Source organism: Streptomyces sp. NPDC001717, from assembly GCF_042892775.1.
In the GTDB taxonomy this organism is placed as follows: domain Bacteria; phylum Actinomycetota; class Actinomycetes; order Streptomycetales; family Streptomycetaceae; genus Streptomyces.
On sequence record NZ_JBIAUK010000018.1, the window covers coordinates 92,407 to 109,957 of the forward strand.

A 17,551-nucleotide genomic window follows, 5' to 3' on the forward strand; every position below is an offset into this window, starting at 1 on the left:
AGAGGGGGCCGCGCGCAATGCAAGGTGCCGGCTGCAGCCGGCCGACCTGGTGCGGGCCGGATGAAGCCGCTCTCCGTCCTCGTTCACGCCGAGTACCGCAACGGGCGCCGAAGGTGTCGGCAGCGAGACCCGATAATTCCCTGCGCGGCAGTTGAGGCTTCGTGAGCAAGTCGGCAACGCCATCTGTGCGCCGGCTTCGTCACGTGGTATAGAACGTGACCTTCCATCTTCCTTGACCTTGATAGTTCATACGGAAATTGTTGAAGGAAGTGAAGGACGGGCCGTACCATGGATCCTGGATGTAGAGGTACCTTTCCAGGGTGTATGGATTCAAGCTGACGACGATATCGGCCCATCCGTTTATCAACGGGAAATGGGATCCTCCGCCGGTCCAGTCGATCCTTGTTGCCACTGGCCGCCTGGCGGCGATTTCCGATACCAGGGCGGATGGAGGTACGTCATCAAGTGGTCCCTCATGTCCAACCCGTTTCAGGGCTGAAAGCAAATACCAGGGCCTGTTGCAGGCAGAAGTGGAGCCGTCCTCGCAGCAGTTTGTCGACCCGAATTCGTCGTCCACCAGAATGCACTGGATCCACGGGCTTGCTATGTCATAGTAGTGCGACACGCTCACTGCCGTCGCGGCCCAGCACCACTTGGTTTGCTCTTGTCGATACATGAAGAATGGAAAGCTATCCCCTGCCATAATTTCCACCCGCCTTCGATGGATTATTCAAACATTTTCACACAAAGCCTGCACCGGCCCCGGCTGCCTACCCGTCCGACATCGGAGGGCAGGTCTGTGTACTGATTCACCGTCACCAACTCCAGTGGGAGGGGCACGGGTGAGGAGGAACGCGGTCACGAGCGCGCCGTCGGCGCGATGGATCGGGTTGTCTCCGGGGCCGGACGGAGGTCACCGGAAGGGACACACCTGCGGACCGTGTTCAGTGTCCACACCATCAGTCTTGGTTCTGCCGTTTGGGCCCGCAACTCCGATCTCCGTAACCGTCGTTCCCGGGGGTCGGGTCCGCTCCGTGGCATTGCTCGACGGGACAGTGGCGGCCATCGGTACTCGGGCGCGTCTCACCGGAGACGACCGTGCCGCCGGTACCCACCCGACGTTGACGGTGGGATGACGGCCCCCGCCTAACGTGCGACGCATCCGTGGCGTGCGGTGCGCGTCCGCCGCGCCGTGCCCCGCGCTCTTCCGAGGGGAACGGACATGAACCCGTATGAAGACCCCGATCAACCGCCGCCCGAGTCGGGACCGGGTGTGGGCCTCGGCCCGTCCGGGTTCCGGACGGCCGAGGAGCTGGATGCCGCCGGCCTGACCAGAGACATGGACATGACCGGCATCGTCGTCACGCTGCAGCGCCGCGAGGACATGCTCATCCTCGAGTTTCGCTTCCGGGGCCTGCAGCGCACCGGTTTGGGAGCGCAGCAGCGCCTGGTGACCAAGGCCGCCGACCAGCCGGGATTCCTGCTCGTCCGGATGCCGCCACAGGCGACCCTGGAGGAGGCCACCCCGCTGGGGAGTCCGTCGACAGCGGTCAAGCAGGCGTGGTTCGCCGACCTGAGCAGCCTCTCGCTCAGGGTGCCGCCCGGTACGTCGATCCCGCTCACCGCATCAGGGCTGCTGAACTGGGCGGGACTGGCGACGGACTCGGCGCGGCTGGAATGCGTATGGGGCCTCGGGCTCACTCCGCAGAGCCCCGACCAGGTGACCTGGCTGCACGCCGCGGAGCCGGTCGTCGGCCCGACCGGCGCGGTCGGGATCTGGCACACGCGCCTCGCCCTCCCGCCCGCCGCGTCCGGCCCTCCCGGGACTCCGTCCCGGCTGCCGGTGCCGGTCAAGCCGGCCGAGGTCGTCAACGACACCGAGGGCTTCATGAGCTCCCTCTCCGCGGGCGACCGTCGTGCCATCGGAGCGTCGATGGCACGACGGCCCGCGCTGGCCCAGGACCTGACGTTCAGCCCGCTCGGTGCGAACGTCGACCTGACGGGCAACTGGCTGGGTCTGGCGAGCACCACCGTGATCATGTACCGCCACGAGTCCGTCGGCGGCCGGGACAGCACGGTGGACGTGCTCAAGCGCGGCTACCTGCTGCCCTTCGGCTTCCCCGCGCTGATCACCACGCAGACCGAGCGGCGCCTCGATCACGGTCTCGTCCGCACCAGTGTCCTGACCGTGCTGCAACCCGACGTCACGTACCAGGACGTCGCCGCTCTCCCCAATGGGGGGCGCGGCTTCCCGTTCACGCGGGTACGGCTCAACGGGCCGCTGAGCGCCGACGTCATCGACGCCACCGATCCCCTGACGGACGTCGGGTTCTGGGTACGGGGCCCCGGGATGCCGGACGGGCGGCTGCGGTTCAGCCTGACGGCCGAAGACCGGCGGGGGCACCCCGTCGCCTTTACGGCGCCGCTGGTGTTCGTGAACGGGGACAGGGCCCACGGCGACCTGTCCGCGGCCCTGACCGCGTTCAACACTCAGGCGGAGAAGACCGACCTGCCCGCCGCCGGCCGCCTGGAACTGGCGCCCGCGACCGGAGCGGATCCTGAATCGACCACGCTGGACGTCGCGGTCCTGCGCATCGGAGCGGTGCGGTCGAGCGTCTCTCAGGCGGATCTGGAGAAGGCCGGGCGTCTCGCGGCGCTCCCCGAGCTGCTCTCGGTGGACGCGCGGATCCCCGCCCTGGACGCCGTCGCCGAGCGCGGCGCGACGGGAGACGACAGCGCGGCAAGGAAGCACGATGCGGGACAGGAGGATGACGCGGCCAGGGCGGCCGTCCATACCCTGCTGCTCGACAAGACGTACGTGAAGGACGGTCTGGCGGCCAGCCGGCAGGTCTACGCACAGCTGAAGACGAGCGTCCCCGTCGCGCCACCCGTCACCGCGTCCGGCGGGATCGCCAAGCTGGACCTGCCGGTGACAGGACTGTCGAGCGCCACCGGTCTGATCGGCGGCGACCTGGCGAGGCTAAAGAGCGGCACGTTCGACCCGGTCAGCTTCTTCACGCCGCCCCCGGATCCGCCCGCATCCGGGCCGCCGCCGCCGTTCCCGACGAGGCTCCTGGGCTTCGTCGACCTGACGAAGCTGGTGCCCCCGGTATCCGTGCCACCGGCCGGCGCGGGCGACGGCACCGACGTCCCCCGCATGGCCACCAAGGTGCTGCGGCGGCAGGACAAGCCACCGCACGCGGTGGAGACCACGCTCACCTGGCACCCCAAGCTGACGCCCACCCGGGCGGGCCCGCTCAAGACGACCGCCGACACGGCGCTGGACCTGCGCTGCGTCACGCTGATGAACCTCGACGGGAGCGGTCCACCGGTCACGGAGGTGCGCGGAGAGCTGAGCCGGTTCACGCTGTCGTTCGCGGACGTGCTCGACGTGGACTTCCAGCGCATCGCGTTCACCAGCAAGTCCGGCACCACGACCTCGCTGGACGTGAAGGTCGGCAAGGTGGGGTTCTCCGGCCAGCTGAAGTTCCTCGACGAGCTGCGCCAGTACCTGCCGTCGATCGCGAACGGCCCGCGGATCAACGTCGACACCGACGGGATCGACGTCGGCTACACCCTCGCCGTGCCCAGCGTGGGGATGGGTGTGCTCCTGCTCCAGAACCTGGCCCTGTCTGCCTCGGTGCGACTGCCCTTCAACGGCGACCCCGTCGAGGCGACCTTCGCGGTGTCCTCGCGCGAGCACCCCTTCCTGGCCACGGTCTCCCTGTTCGGCGGCGGCGGCTTCCTGGCCCTGACCGTCAACACCGGCGAGGTCGTCAGGCTGGAGGGACAGGTGGAGTTCGGTGCCGCCGTCGCGCTGAACCTCGGGGTCGCCAGCGGCTCCGTCAGCGTGACCGCCGGCGTGTACGTCCGGTTGGACAAGAAGGCATCGTCCATCAAGGGCTTCCTGCGGGCCTACGGCGAGCTCGACGTCCTCGGCATCGTCAACATCTCGGTCGAGTTCTACCTCGGTCTGGAGTTCCAGCCGCCCAAGACCCTGTACGGCTACGCCTTCGTGACCGTCCGGGTACGCGTGGCCTTCTTCTCGGAGTCGGTGACGATGAAACTCGAACGCTCCTTCTCCGGTGGCAACGATCCGTCCTTCGCCCTGGCGTTCCCCTCCGCTCAGCCCTGGCGGGACCGCTGCGCCGCATTCGCGCCGATGGAGTAGCCATGAAACTGGAGACCGTGGTGTGGACCCTGCTGCCGGACCCCACGGCAGCCGCCGGCGACGGGCTGGCCCACCTTTCCCTCGTGTTCGGACTTCGGCTCACCGATGATCAGGCCTCGGCCGGCAGTCTCGTTCCCCTGACGGGCTTTTCCAACGCCAAGGCCTGGTCGGGCTTCCCCTTCAAGCTGAATGTCAGGTTCCGGTTCGAGAGCGGGGCATCGACGACCACGCCGGCGACGGTCGAGCCGGTCGCCCAGCCTTCGCTATGGGGAAAGGTCTTCACCGCTTCCCAGGTCAAGCCCTTCGTCTTCGACCGCACCGTGGCGGCACACCCGCTGGAGTCCTACCCCGCCCACCTCGTGCTGGAGTCCCTGCGCGCGGAGTACGGCCGCCTCTTCGCCCTCTCGGACAGCCCGTACCCCGAGGTTCTGCCCGTCGCGACCCTCGGAGGGGAGCTTTCGGGCGGCGCCGACGGATGGAGCTCCGTCGACCGTCTCGTCCGCCTTGTCGGCGCGGACGATCCCGCGCGCGTGGCCGACGCCCACGCGTCGTTGATCCGGGAGGGCGTACTGCCCGACGACTTCCAGGAGGACCCGTACGGCTGGATGCGCCTCGCCGGTTTCCACGAACCGTTCACCCTTCCGCCGGGCGAGGCGGGGGACGAGGAGGCCGCGGAACTCAAGACGCCCGAGCGCGACTTCCACGGCATCCTGGCTGCCCTGGCCGACCACCCCGGACTGATGGAACAGCTCGGGCTCGTGCGGCGCGTGACGGTGCCCCTTCCGTCGGCCCTGGCGGAAGGAAAGCCGGCCGAGATCCAGGCCGTGCCGCAGGAGCATCCGCCCGTCAGGGTGGACCAGCCCTTCACGCGCTGCGTGCTGCGGCAGGGCCGGCTCCTGCTGGCGCGGAAGAACGGAACCGAGGCCGCGCTGTACCTGCCGCTCGACGACACCGGCAAGTACGAGGTGGTCGACGTCGACGTCGACGCGGCGGCGCTCGGCCTCCAGTCGTACGCCGCCATGCTGGCCGGCCTGCCGCGGAACCGCGAGGCCCCGCGCCTGCTCGCGCCCGCCCTCCGCTCCGACGGGATCTCCGTGGTCGAGAGCGACCGCCAGATCGCCTTCCGCGAACAGCTGCGCAAGGCCCTCGACATGGACAAGGACCTGGAGCAGGCCGACAAGCCCGGCGAAGCGATCATCCTCCACGCCGACAACGTGCTCCAGGGCTACCGGGTGGACGTCTTCGACCAGGGCTCCGGGCGCTGGTACCCCCTGTGCCGCCGCACCGGCCGCTACAACGTGCAGGGCCACGCCGGAGCGCTGCCCATCGACGACGAGGGCACCGTCAGCGACGGCCTGGTCCGGGGCAGCGACGCCGCCGGGAACCCCGTGTCCAAGCTGCACCAGTCCTTGTTCCGCTGGGGTGGCTGGAGCATGGTGGCCGCCCTCCACGGCAAGATGATCGACCCCTCGGAACAGCTCAAGGAACCGGGCCCCGCACCTGATTCCACCCTGCCCTTCTCCACGACCGTGCAGGCCGCGCCCGGGACGCTGCCGTCCCTGCGCTATGGCCGCACCTACCGCTTCCGTGCCCGCCTGGTCGACCTCGCGGGCCGCAGCGTGCCCTTCAAGGCCCAGCCGACGGCCGGCGAGCCGGCCAGCCCCCCGCTGCGCTACTCGCGCTACGAACCCGTGCCCGCACCCGTGCTCGTACCCCGCCGGCCGGTGACCCCCGGGGAGTCCCTGACGGTGCTCGTGGTCCGTACGGACAACTCGAACGCCGCCACCCCCGTGGCCGGCCCCACCTGTGAGCGGCACCTGCTGGCTCCCAAGGCCAGCGTGCAGTTGCTGGAACGCCACGGAGTTCTCGACGTGGCCCGCGAACACCGGCTCGACCCGGCCGTGTACGCACTGCTCGCCCGCCTCGACGAGGGGAAGGTCGAGGGCACTTCCGACCCCGGTGCCGGGGGAACCCCGTACAAGGACACCGACACCATGCAGCCGACGTGGCCACCCGACCCCATGTCGAGCGGAGTGGCGCTGCACGGACTGCCCGGGATGCCGGAGCTCCTCGCCTCCTGGCCGCAGGGCAGCGGATGGCACGAACGCTTCCCGCTGCGGCTCGTCGTGGCGCCCGGCTCCATCGGAGGCGCCACGCAGGTCCCCGTCTTCGACTCCGCCGGACGGGTGATCCGCGTGACGGTGCCCCCCGCCGCCACCCACACCGTGCTGCTGAGCAGCATGCTGAACCGGGGCGACGAGGACCTGATGGCGCTGTGGCGGTGGTTCACCGAATCCGACGGCCGCCCGGACGAAGAACTCGACGAACTGCGGGCCCGGGTCGCCGCCGGGCTGCTCGCCCAGCTCACCCCCACGACGGAGCTGCGTCTGATCCACGCGGTCCGCTGCCCCGTCGTCGGTCCCGAGTTCGGGCAGATGAGCATCGAGCGCGGCCCCGGCGAGACCGCCTACGTCCTCAAGGCCCCGGCGATGAGCGTTCACGAGGCCTCGACCCTGTCCGTGCACACGGAGGCCGCGTGGACCGAGTACGTCGACGACCCGACTCAGGACAAACCGACCGAGCCCTCCGCCCGGGCGGTCCTGCGCCAGGGAGACGAGGCCGTACGCGCCGACCGCGCCCACCGCCCGGCGCCCGGCGACGAGGACGACCCGGCCGTCCGCGCGGGCACCGTGACCGTGCCCTTCGAAGCACGCCACGAGGTGGGCGACACCCGCCACCGCGCGATCCGGTTCACCCCCGTGGGCGTGTCGAGATTCGTCTCGTACTTCACCCAGTCGCGCAAGGTACGGCTCATCGGCAGGAACGCGGTGTCGGTGGCCTCCGCGTTCGTCCCCGGAACCGTCGTCGTACGAGCGGCACCCGCCGCCGCGGTCACGGCCGCCGGTACTCCCGCCGACCCCGGGGTGACGTACACCTTCGGCCGCGACTTCGTCGTGGACGACGAGCACGGCACGGTCGCGCGCCTGGACGCCAGTGCCATACCGGACGGCACCGAGGTCCTGGTCTCCTTCACCACTCCCCCGGTGACGCGGGCCGGTACAACCGTCACCCGCCACGTCCCGGCGACCGCGCGGCCGCCGGCGCCCGTGGTGCACTCGGCGGTCCCCGCCTTCCAGTGGGAGCGCGGGACGGCCGGTACGGCCCTGACCAGCACGCGGCTCGACGGCGTGGTCCGGGTCTACCTGCAACGGCCCTGGTACGCCTCGGGCGAGGGAGAGATGCTGGCCGTTCGCGTCCTCGGGCCGAGCGATCAGCCCGATGCGGCGTCCGCGAAGTGGGCCACGATGTGGGGCCGCGACCCCATCCGCCAGCCGGGCTCCGCCCCGGTGATCGCCTACCCGCGGCCGGTCGACCTGCTCGGCGCCGTCGACGAGACGGTGCCCCAGGGCCATGCCATGGGCTACCCCGTGAAGTACGACGAGAAGCGCCGGCTCTGGTACGCGGACGTCCGCTTCCAGGCGCAGAACGTTTACCAGCCCTTCGTACGGCTGCGGGTGGCACGCCTCCAGCACAACGCGCTGCTCTCACCGCAGGACCTGAGGCTCTCGCCCGGGGTCGACGCGGGATTCGTCCAGCTCCCGGCCCGCAGGCAGGCGTCGGTGTCCGTGGTCGGCAGGGACGCGACCGTGGTGGTCACCGGCCCGCTGCCGCCGCCGGGCGCGGGTGGTCTGGCCACGCGGATGACCGTCAGGCTCCAGATCCGGCAAACCGGTTCGATCGACGACCCCGCGCAATGGATCAGCCTCGACACCTCAGAGGCGACGGTGCCGCTGCCGCTCAAGTCGGTGACGGGTCCGATCGGCCGCTGGGAGGGCACGCTGACACTGCTGGGCGCACCGTCGGAGGGGCGTCCGCAGCGTCTGCTGGTTCAGGAAGTCGAAGAGGTCCGCAGCGGTGCGCGAGGGCTGATCCAGCGGGTTTCCTATCTGGATACATTCACCCTGTGACCAGTCACATGTCGGCGCCGGGTGGACATGCGCCACCCGGCGTCGACATGTGGACCGTGTGAATCAGCACCACTTTGTGGCTTTCCAGTCCGAGGTGTGGGTGCCTTCCCAGTAGTTGAACCGGCAGGACTCCCGCACGCGCTGCACACCGTAGTCGCATTTTTGTTCTCTGGTGCAGCAGGGTACGAAGAGGCAGTTGTTCATGCAGTCCTTCTCGCACTTCGTCCGGCATTGCCTCGGGTTCCAGGCTCCCTCGCAATCCCTGCCGCAGTAGACGTCGCATTCCGTCGGGCACCAGCTCGTCTGCATGCCGGTCGGCCAGGCTTCGCTGCAGTCGGGCAGGTCGTAGTGGAACCCTTCGATGGGCGGATTTATAGGTGTCACCGTGAGTCGCCTCAGTCGTGGTCGCAGGAGCGGGACGACGCCCGTGCCTTGGCGGGCACCGCTCAGGCCGGTGCCGACGTGTGCATCAGCACCACCCTGTGGTCTTCCAGTCCGAGGTGCGGGTGCCTTCCCAGTAGCTGAGCCGGCAGGACTCGCGCACGCGCCGCACACCGTTGTCGCATGTCGTCTGCCTGGTGCAGCACGGTACGAAGAGGCAGTCGTTCATGCAGTCCTTCTCGCACTTCCTCCTGCATTCCCCTTGATTCCGGGCGTCCTCGCAGTGGATCCGGCACTCGGCCCCGCATTCCTTCGGGCAGTACGTGATCTGCATGCCGTTCGGCCATGCTTCCCTGCAGTCGGGCAGGTCGTCGTGGAATCCTGGGATGTTCGGGTTTGTCCGTGTCACCGTGAGCCTCCTCATCCGTGGTCGTAGAAGGTGCCCAGCGGACCGGTCGGGAACGGGAACTCATTGGTTACGTCAACCGGCACGGAGTACTTCTCCACCTCGTCCGTCTTGCGGCTGGAGTAGGTGAAGACGACGTCCATGATCTGGCGGGCACCGCTCAGGTTGGACCGCCTCACATCGATCGACGTGAGGGAGAAGCCGTCCATGGACTGCGCGAACGTCTTCCGGTAGATAACGGGGTAGCGGACCATCAAATAGGTGAGCGCGCGATGCTCGTCCGAGGCGCCCACGTTTCCCGACACGTTCAGGACGGTGTTCAGCAGGTCCCCCGCCGCCTTGTCGAACTGCTCCGCATCCATGGACTCGGGTCTCTCGATGGCCTGTACGAGGTGGGAGACGCTGGCGGAGTACAGCTGGTCGATGGTGACCACCGGCAGCTGCAGCCCACCGCAGTGGCCCGGGTGCGCGAGCCCGCCCCGTACCCCGATGACCACGTCGATGGCGTCCCCTTGGTGCGAGGGCCGGACGGCTTCGGCCAGCAGGGCGAAGTCGTCCGGATCCCGCGGAACCAGGACGTAGGTGTCCACGCCCTGTATCGAGAGCACGTAGCACAGCTGCCGGGCCAGATAGCGGTTCCCCGGCTGGGTGAGCACCTCGCAGAGCGCCTCACGGTCCGTCATCCACGCCGTGTCGGTACGCCTCATGCTCTGCGCCAGTTCCTTCTCCACGCCGACGTCGGGGAAATAAAAGGAGACCCGGCCGATCGCGTAGACGAAGGAGGGGGGTGCCGGTGCGGTCCGTGCGGACGGCTCGTCGCGCCCGGCCCCGCAACCGCACCCTTCTTTGTTCACCGGGCCCTTGGCGGTGTCCTTGACGTCTTCGGCATCCATAGCAGCTCCTGAACTGCGGCGGGAGGCCGCGGCCGGGGCGCGCACGCGCCCGGTCGGCTCAGCCTGTGCTGCCGTCCCGCCGACCAGTGAATGTCATCCAGTGGTTCAGCCTCCGGGCCCGTTCCTCACATTCGCCGCACGGTCTGATGCCCACCGTCCGGGTCGCGTACTTCACCACGTCGCCGAGGCCGATCTCGTTCTCGATGAAACCGGGAAGCCTCATCCGGTGGGCGGGCCTGCGGACTTCGTCCCGCGGGGTCTGGTGTCGCGGCTCTCTTGTCACGGCCGACCATTCCTTCCGGGCGTCAGGAGGAGCGCTCCGAGGCGGCTTTCCCTCCCCGCACACCCGTGTGCTCCCCTCTGACCATCGTGCTCTCCTCCGCAATCGCCCGCACGTCGGCGCTTCGGGTTCACAGACGGGCGAACGCCGCCGCGACGACGGGCCCAACGCAGGCCCCCGCCCTATGATGTGGCGGTGGAAAGCGGGACGAATGTCTCGCGAACTGCGTGCAGGGACGGCAGATGAATCTCTCCCCCTCACCCCAACGGCACTCCACCTTGCTGCTGCTCGACCGGTTCCGCCTGGAGTGCCAGGGGGAACCCGTGCCGGTCTGCGGCAATGCCCAGCGGCTCCTGGCCTTCATAGGGCTCCGGCGGCGGGCCCAACGCTGCCTCGTCGCCCGGACTCTGTGGCCCGATGCCACCGAGGCACACGCCCGCGGAAGCCTGCGGACCACTTTGTGGAAGCTGCCGTGCGGGGCCCAGAAGCTCCTGCGCTGTACCCAGGAGTCACTCGCTCTCGTCGACGACGTCGTCGTGGACGCCCGCATTCTCGCCCGGACCTCGCTCGACGTGGTCCGGGGCTGCGGGCCGCCGCACGTCGACCCCGTCCTGATGAGCCTTCTGGGAAAGGGCGATCTGCTGCCCGACTGGGACGAGGACTGGGTCCTCCTCGAACGGGAATGGCTGCGCCGGCTGCGCCTGCACGCGCTCGACACCCTGTCGGACAGACTAACCCGGCAGTGTCTGCCTGCCCTCGCCTTGGAGGCTGCGCTGGCGAGCATCCGCATCGACCCGCTCCGCGAAAGGCCGCACCGGTCGGTCGTCGCGACGCATCTCGCCGAGGGCAATCTGGTCGAAGCCCTTCGCCACTACGAGGCCTTCCGTCACCTGCTGCGCACGGAGCTCGGGGCTGAGCCATCCGCCCAGTTCAGGCAGATGATCCCACTCGAACGGCGGTGCGTGGCGCGGTCGCGATGACGGTGCGGTGACGGCAAGGCCCCAGCATCGATGGTAGGGGACTCGTGCCGTCCGGAGGAGCATGGCCGTGAACGTCGTTCAGTATGCCCAGAGCAACCGAATCGTCGAGTTGATGCAACGGCCGGCGGAGGAGCATGACGCCGAGTGGGTGAGGGACGCACTTCAGCAGGCGGTCCTGTTGGAACTCGCGACCCTCCCGCCATACCTGTGCGGCATGTGGTCGATCAACGACACGAGCCAGAATCCGGTCCTGCGTACCCTGCGTACGATCGTGTTCGACGAGATGTCGCACCTCGGGATCGCCTGCAACCTGCTCACCACAGTCGGAGGCAGCCCCCGCCTCGCCGACGAGACGCTGGTGCCGAAGTACCCCGGCCCATTGCCCGGTGGCGTACGGCCCGAACTGACGGTCTTCCTGAGCGGGCTGACCACGTACGCGGTCGAGATGTACGCGAGCATAGAGCAGCCCGATCATCCGCTCCCCCTGGCGGTTCCGGCCTCCTTCACGTCCATCGGCGCCTTCTACACCGCGATCCTGAACGCCCTGTGCGCTCAACCGGAGCTGATCACCGGACACCGGCAGGTGATCCGGGACATGGAGTTCCACGGCTCGGGCAACAGCCTCGTGAAACTCGAGACGCTCGACGACGTCAAGTCGGCCATCACGGTCATCAAGGAGCAGGGTGAGGGAACATCCGCGTCACCCGAGAATCCGTTCCCGAACGAGACGGGGTCGGGCGAGCTCGCCCACCACTACGCGTTCCGGAAGGTCCTCCGTGCGCACGGGCTGATCAACCCACCCCTGCCTCCGGACAAGTGGGACTTCCCCACCTTCCCGATGGGGGTCGTGCCGGAAGGAGGCTGGCCGCGGACGGGACCCACCGCGCCGGCGCCCGAGGTGATCACACTCCTGGACAAGGTCAACCGCGCCTACAGCGAGATGCTGCGACTCCTCGAGCAGAGCTGGCAGCCGGCAGACCCGGACCATCCGGACGTGGCCGCTGACCGCCTCGACGACGCGATCAGCGAGATGCGCAAGCTTCGCTCCCCCGCCCAGAAGCTGATGAAGCTCGCCCTGCCCGACGGCAGTGGCAAAAACTACGGACCGGAGTTCCGCTACACGGCTTCATGAAGCGCCCCCATCAAGTTCTGAGAGGGACCATGGATCGCACGCACCGCGCGGAATCACCCCCCTCTGCTTTCCCCCACCTGCGGCTGCTGGGCCAGTTCCGGCTCGCGTACGGCGCCGACGCCGTGGACCTGTGTCCGAACGCGCAACGTCTGCTGGCCCTCGTCGGATTGCGTTCGTGCGTCAGCCGGACGGTCCTCGCGGGAACGCTGTGGCCGAACGCAACCGAGGCGCATGCCCGGGGCAGCCTGCGCAGCGCCCTGTGCAAGCTGCCCCGGGGCGAACGGGCGCCGGTCACCTGCTCCAGGAACACGGTCGCGATCACGGATTCCGTGACCGTGGACGCCCGTGTGCTCGCCGATACGGCGCTGCGCGTGGTGCAGGACCCGGGGGCAGGGGGCTCCGAACCGGTGCCGGCGGTCCTGTTCGGCGACGGGGAGCTGCTGCCCGGCTGGGACGACGACTGGGTGCTCCTGGAACGTGAACGGCTGCGGCAGTTGCGTCTACACGCCCTCGATGCGCTGGCTCACGGCCTGGCCCGGGAGGGACAACACGCGCTGGCGCTGGAGGCGGCCCTGACGAGCGTACGAACGGAACCCCTGCGGGAGAGCGCGCACCGCGCGGTCGTTGCCGCGCACCTGGCGGAGGGCAACATGCAGGAGGCGGTACGGCACTACGTGGCCTTCTGGCGCATGCTGGACGACGAGCTCGGGGTACCGCCCTCGGCCCTGTTCGCTCGCCAGCTCCAGTCGGGCGCCGCGGGCCGGCACACACGGTGCCCCGTGGTGACGAGTGCGGCCGTACCTTTCCGGACGGCCGCGCCTCGATCGCCCGTAGGAGCGGACGAACCTGCGCCCCAGTAAAGGGGATTGCGGTCGCACCGATGCCCTGACTCGCTCCCGGGGGTGGGGAAGAGTTGAGTCAGTAGCAACGACACATCTCACTGCAGGAGTTCGGAGATACGCGCGCCGGCCCAGCGCTCGATCTCGTCCCGCGGTTGATCACAGAGGTAGCTGCGCAGGTCGACCGGCCGGGCCTCATTGACGGATACACCGTCTTGCCGATAGTCGAACATGACCGAAGTCAGGAAATGCAGCTTGTCGTAAACTTGATCGTTGCATTTCTCAGGGGTCGACACGCGGAAGGTCTGGAGTTTGTGCTGGTCTGCCGGGTCCTGCAGAGGGGTTGCGCCGCTCTCAAAATCCAAGATAAAGACCTGACCGGCCCGATCGCGCAGGAAATTTCCAATTTTGGCATCCCCTACCACGAATCCAGCCTGGTGGAGGCGGTCCAATATGTCCCACGCCTGCCGGACATCTGCTGGTGTGAGACTTCCGGCCAATCTGAGGCTGAGCAGGTCTTCTCCATAAATTCGCTCCAACACCAAGGCGACCCGCTCGCCGTCGTCGAAGAAGTCGACCACGGCCGGCGCAACCTCGTCGAGGTTATTCGCTCTGAGCGCTGTGTACACGCGGATCTCGTTGCGGAGGAACGTGCGGCCGTCGGCGCCGTCCCGCTGTAGTGCACCGTTCCGATATCCGATCTTCAATATCACCTCGGCATAGGACTCGCTCCTGATATTCAAAGCGCGAAATATTCCGGACTTTCCCTGTTGGTGGAGCGCGCAGAACGCCGGATAGTTGAGCAGGAACGATCTAAATCCGGCGTCTTCAGGTGCCGGGTGGGCGTAATCCTGGAGCCAATCGTGAATGCCTTCCGGCACGGCCTGTCGATAGTTCCCGCGCTCGTCCGCGCGCATGGATCCGCCGATGAGGAGTTTCGATCCTCGATACGCTCCGTACCGGTAGTACATCGGGATGCCGTCTCGGATCTTCCGAGCAAAGGGGACTGCCGGCGCGGCATCGCCCAGGCTGGAACAGGCAGCGAAGAGATCCCGGATCAGTGCGTGATTGGCCTCGGCCACATAGCACACCAAACACTTTCCGATCTGCGAGTATCCCAAAATTCCCGAGTTCAACCTGTTGACGTCGTTCAACCGCCTGAGATACTTGAACGGAATTCCGTACCGTACCAAAACGGGAATGATCCTGCCGAGTACGATTCGAGCGTTGAACGGCGTGAAGGAGACATACAACTTCCAGCCCTGCCGTTCGACCGGTCCACAATCGGCGTAATACCAGAGGCCTTCATCGGTAACGCATCTGAGCCCGGGGGAGTAGTCGGAGGGACTGGGCAGCAGATCACTGTCGACAGGCGAAGTTACATGATCTTTCATCACTGACCTTCCCGTTCCACATCGCTGTCCAGTATCAGCCGCCCCTTCAGTGCACCGAATGGTGCCCCAGTCGTTCACCGGCAGGTGAGGGCGTGGGGCACCGATCCGGCGCCACAGAAAATGGGAGAGCTGCGGCGATTGCTACACGGTTGTCACCGTGGTGACGGTGACCGTCGTGACCGTTGGTGTTGCTGCCACAGGGCCGACGTCCGTCTTTGGGGCAAGCCGAGACAGTGCCCCCTCCGAGGTCGCGAAGTCGACGAGGAGTTTCACTCTCTCTTCATCGTCCTTCGCGTTGACCACCTGCTCCCGGATTTCCCGCCACACATCGGGGTTGTCGCGGAAGCTGTTGACGACACTCTCGATTTCGCGTGCGGCCAGCTTCTGGCGCTCTGCCAGGTCCTTATCCAGCGGTTGGTTCATGTCTCCGTCTCCTTGTATTGCGTGAGTGTTCCCATCGCTTGTGTGGCCGATTCGGCTGCAAGCTTGACCGACCTTGGCCAACAGTTCAGATGGCTAGAGATAAGGGATTTCGGCTGCGACACTCTCGTGCTTAGCTCTTCGCTTTCCGTCCACGGCAAGTGCCAGCACGCGACCCCGGTCCACGTAGACCAAACCATTTTCGATCCAGCGGTGCAGCAGTTTTTGAATTTCTTCAACGCCGCCGATGCGCCTGAAGCATGCCTCGTCAAACCGGGAGAATTCCTCCGCAAGATTCCGTTGAACGCGTGCGGTGTCGAGATAAAGGTAGAGGGCTGCTTCGCTGTCGGTGAGTGTGTAATGGGTCGGTTCGGCGGACAATCGGGTGTCGCTGATGACTGCCGACCCGTCATCATTGGGAAAGAAATCGAGGGCAGCGCGTCGATCGTTGGCTGTCAGCCATGCGTCGACGGTGGCCTGAACGGCGTCCTGCGCCTCGGATGGCGGGCCGGCGGTCAGTGGCTCGAATTCGTGCAGGTACACCAGGTCGGCTAGGTCGCGTTCGGCGATAGGGAAAACGGACCGGTACAGGGGGTGCGGTCCGCAGTTCCGGATACCGTAGGATTCTGGATCGTCGAAGTACGGGCTGAACCGATGAAGTTGGACCTCCCCGCACCCTCGGGGCGCCATGAGATGGAAGAACAGTGGCATACGGCTCACCATGCGCTCGTACATGGGAAGCGTGGATCCAGGTATTCCGGTCAGCAGGTTCCAGCTTGCCTTGATACCCAGTTCCTCGCACCATCGGAGGAGCTGAATATTGTGGGTCGGCCAGGTTCCCTTTCTGATGAGCCGTAGCAGGTCGTGGTCAAGGCTTTCAATTCCCGGCTGGATCCATCGAATTCCGGAGGCTGCCAACATCTCTGCCTCGTCGCGGGACATGTCTGCCTTGACCTCGTAAAAGATCATCCAGTCCCGTCCACGGTCTGCCAGACTGCGAAGCAGCGTACTGTAGAACTCCTTGGGAAGAATCAGATCGACGGCGAAGAATCTGGAGATGCCATGGCGGTCATACAGATGGTCAAGCTCCTCCAGGACATCGTCAGGGCCCCAACTGCGGAATTTCATGATCTCGTGCAGACCGCAGAACGCGCATTGCACTTTCTCGCCCCACCAGCAGCCGCGGCTTCCTTCGAAGGGGATCCAAACTTGAATACGGTCGGTCAGGCCAAGACGAGCAAGGCGGGAAAAGTAGGGGTCGTAGTTCAGATAGGGTCGCTCGTGCCGACCTCGGTACAGGTGCGTGGTGGAGCCGGAGTTCGCCACCACTTCGGCGCCCTCCCGGCGGCTCACTCCGTCGAGGCCTTCCAGGCTCTTTCCAGATTCGACTCTTCTGACGATTTCGGGGAAGATGGCTTCACCCTCAATGTGGACCACGGCATCCACGTAGGGCGAGATCTTCAGAATCGCCTCTCCCATGACTCCTGCGCAGCAGGCGCCTCCGAAGACTATTTGCACGGAGGGGTGGCGCTGTTTGATGAGGCGCGCCAGTGCCAGCGAGGACGCCACTTGGGAGATCGTGAGTGAGAAACCGATCACTCTGTACTGGCTCCAGTCAATGCTCTCCAAGCAGTTGTGCAGAAATCGCTCGGTTACTGGCCCCAGCACATCCAGGACTTCCTGCTCGACGCCGTCGGAGAGCATTCCGCTATTCGGGTGCGCGGCTCTGAACCCGTGCAGGTAGTCGCCCATTTCCGGGCCGAAGTACTGACGGGAGAATATCCATTCGGCAATGAAGGGCAGCGTGTTTCCGATTATCTTGTAGAGTTCGATCCCGATGCTCGCCGCGTAGTCGAGAAAGAGCTCGTGCCGGTCACAGGCGATACCGTTCTGTCTCAGTGCGGCATCGAGGGTCGCCAGCTGGATGGACGGCATGGCCGGTGCCATCCACGGCATGCTCACCAACGCCACTCGCGGCGGCGGATCCGCGCTGCCGGGGCCCTTGCCGTTCACGTCGTGTAGATGAGCGCGGATGATTCCGGCGTCCCCGCCTGGTGCGGCGCGGCCGACCTCCGCATTGAGCCGGCGATCGAGTTCCATCAGATAGGCAGCCGCAAGTTTGACCTGGAGCTCGGCCAGGTCCTTCTGCGGCATGGCAAGGGCGTAGGACCGAATTTTGGCGCTGAGTCCTTCTTCGGCGAAATTCAGGTCCATCGGTTGCGTGAGCATGTCGAATTTCCGTTCGCGAGCCACTCCGCTCGCAATGGAAAAGAGACTGTACTGCAAAGCCAACGGGTCGCCTTGGGCATCCATTCGATTCACCACGATTCAAGCTCGCAGCATCTTCCGGCGTCGGCTGGCATGCCGCGCCGCAGCTCTATAGTGGGGGTCTTTCAATACGCTAGCCCCGGGCGGGGTGCCGGGCAACTCGACAAATGTGCAATTATGTACGATCGCTGTTTTCTCAGGATATCTGGTAGCTACATGCATCCATATGTCTCGCCCCAGTCCGAGGCGAGTCACTGTCTATGCCGGGCTCGCCGTGCCTCCAAAGCCTTCGCTCGTTCGATGCTGCGGGACGGCCCAACCCGTGTACAGACGGCGGCACGTGGCGGCTGCGTCCCGCCGAACCAGGGGTAAACCCAGCAGGCCTGACGCGGTGTGACGTGCGGCGGCTCCTACTGTCG

Annotated in this window: 10 protein-coding genes; 5 read left to right on the forward strand and 5 right to left on the reverse strand. The window is 66.6% G+C overall.

Annotated features, from left to right (window positions below; genetic code table 11):
• Positions 1-199 precede the first annotated feature (199 nt).
• A complete protein-coding gene (locus ACFYZL_RS25700) occupies positions 200-703 on the reverse strand; it encodes a papain-like cysteine protease family protein (protein WP_388682058.1) in 504 nt (167 codons plus the stop codon).
• Between the two features lie 519 nt (positions 704-1,222).
• Here ACFYZL_RS25700 and ACFYZL_RS25705 point away from each other — a divergent pair.
• On the forward strand, positions 1,223-4,171 hold the full coding sequence (locus ACFYZL_RS25705; protein WP_388682061.1) for a hypothetical protein: 2,949 nt from the start codon (positions 1,223-1,225) through the stop codon (positions 4,169-4,171).
• Positions 4,172-4,173: 2 nt separating this feature from the next.
• Positions 4,174-8,139, forward strand: coding sequence for a hypothetical protein (locus ACFYZL_RS25710; RefSeq protein WP_388682064.1), 3,966 nt, complete (start codon positions 4,174-4,176; stop codon positions 8,137-8,139).
• Positions 8,140-8,940: 801 nt separating this feature from the next.
• Here ACFYZL_RS25710 and ACFYZL_RS25715 read toward each other — a convergent pair.
• Positions 8,941-9,819, reverse strand: coding sequence for a hypothetical protein (locus tag ACFYZL_RS25715; RefSeq protein WP_388682067.1), 879 nt, complete (start codon positions 9,817-9,819; stop codon positions 8,941-8,943).
• A 522-nt stretch (positions 9,820-10,341) separates the two neighbouring features.
• On the opposite strand from ACFYZL_RS25715, the gene ACFYZL_RS25720 reads away from it, so the two are divergent.
• The 3 genes from ACFYZL_RS25720 (at position 10,342) to ACFYZL_RS25730 (ending at position 13,071) form a co-directional block, all read left to right on the forward strand.
• Positions 10,342-11,079 (forward strand): BTAD domain-containing putative transcriptional regulator, encoded by a 738-nt coding sequence (locus ACFYZL_RS25720; protein ID WP_388682070.1) that lies wholly within the window; start codon positions 10,342-10,344, stop codon positions 11,077-11,079.
• A 67-nt stretch (positions 11,080-11,146) separates the two neighbouring features.
• Positions 11,147-12,211, forward strand: coding sequence for a ferritin-like protein (locus ACFYZL_RS25725; RefSeq protein ID WP_388682073.1), 1,065 nt, complete (start codon positions 11,147-11,149; stop codon positions 12,209-12,211).
• Positions 12,212-12,240: 29 nt separating this feature from the next.
• Positions 12,241-13,071: a BTAD domain-containing putative transcriptional regulator gene (locus ACFYZL_RS25730; RefSeq protein WP_388682076.1), complete on the forward strand. Its 831-nt coding sequence runs from the start codon at positions 12,241-12,243 to the stop codon at positions 13,069-13,071.
• 77 nt (positions 13,072-13,148) lie between these two features.
• Here the strand turns inward: ACFYZL_RS25730 and ACFYZL_RS25735 are convergent, their stop codons facing one another.
• The 3 genes from ACFYZL_RS25735 to ACFYZL_RS25745 form a co-directional block, all read right to left on the reverse strand.
• A complete protein-coding gene (locus ACFYZL_RS25735) occupies positions 13,149-14,444 on the reverse strand; it encodes a hypothetical protein (protein ID WP_388682079.1) in 1,296 nt (431 codons plus the stop codon).
• Positions 14,445-14,585: 141 nt separating this feature from the next.
• A complete protein-coding gene (locus ACFYZL_RS25740) occupies positions 14,586-14,867 on the reverse strand; it encodes a hypothetical protein (protein ID WP_388682082.1) in 282 nt (93 codons plus the stop codon).
• A gap of 93 nt (positions 14,868-14,960) precedes the next feature.
• Complete coding sequence (locus ACFYZL_RS25745) at positions 14,961-17,177, reverse strand: RiPP maturation radical SAM C-methyltransferase (RefSeq protein ID WP_388682085.1); 2,217 nt, start codon at positions 17,175-17,177, stop codon at positions 14,961-14,963.
• Positions 17,178-17,551: the final 374 nt, after the last annotated feature.

Coding starts and splice junctions, on each gene's coding strand:
- ACFYZL_RS25700 (WP_388682058.1), bottom strand. CDS start 703: ATGGCAGGGGATAGCTTTCCATTCTTCATGTATCGACAAGAGCAAACC.
- ACFYZL_RS25705 (WP_388682061.1), top strand. CDS start 1,223: ATGAACCCGTATGAAGACCCCGATCAACCGCCGCCCGAGTCGGGACCG.
- ACFYZL_RS25710 (WP_388682064.1), top strand. CDS start 4,174: ATGAAACTGGAGACCGTGGTGTGGACCCTGCTGCCGGACCCCACGGCA.
- ACFYZL_RS25715 (WP_388682067.1), bottom strand. CDS start 9,819: ATGGATGCCGAAGACGTCAAGGACACCGCCAAGGGCCCGGTGAACAAA.
- ACFYZL_RS25720 (WP_388682070.1), top strand. CDS start 10,342: ATGAATCTCTCCCCCTCACCCCAACGGCACTCCACCTTGCTGCTGCTC.
- ACFYZL_RS25730 (WP_388682076.1), top strand. CDS start 12,241: ATGGATCGCACGCACCGCGCGGAATCACCCCCCTCTGCTTTCCCCCAC.
- ACFYZL_RS25735 (WP_388682079.1), bottom strand. CDS start 14,444: ATGAAAGATCATGTAACTTCGCCTGTCGACAGTGATCTGCTGCCCAGT.
- ACFYZL_RS25740 (WP_388682082.1), bottom strand. CDS start 14,867: ATGAACCAACCGCTGGATAAGGACCTGGCAGAGCGCCAGAAGCTGGCC.
- ACFYZL_RS25745 (WP_388682085.1), bottom strand. CDS start 17,177: ATGGATGCCCAAGGCGACCCGTTGGCTTTGCAGTACAGTCTCTTTTCC.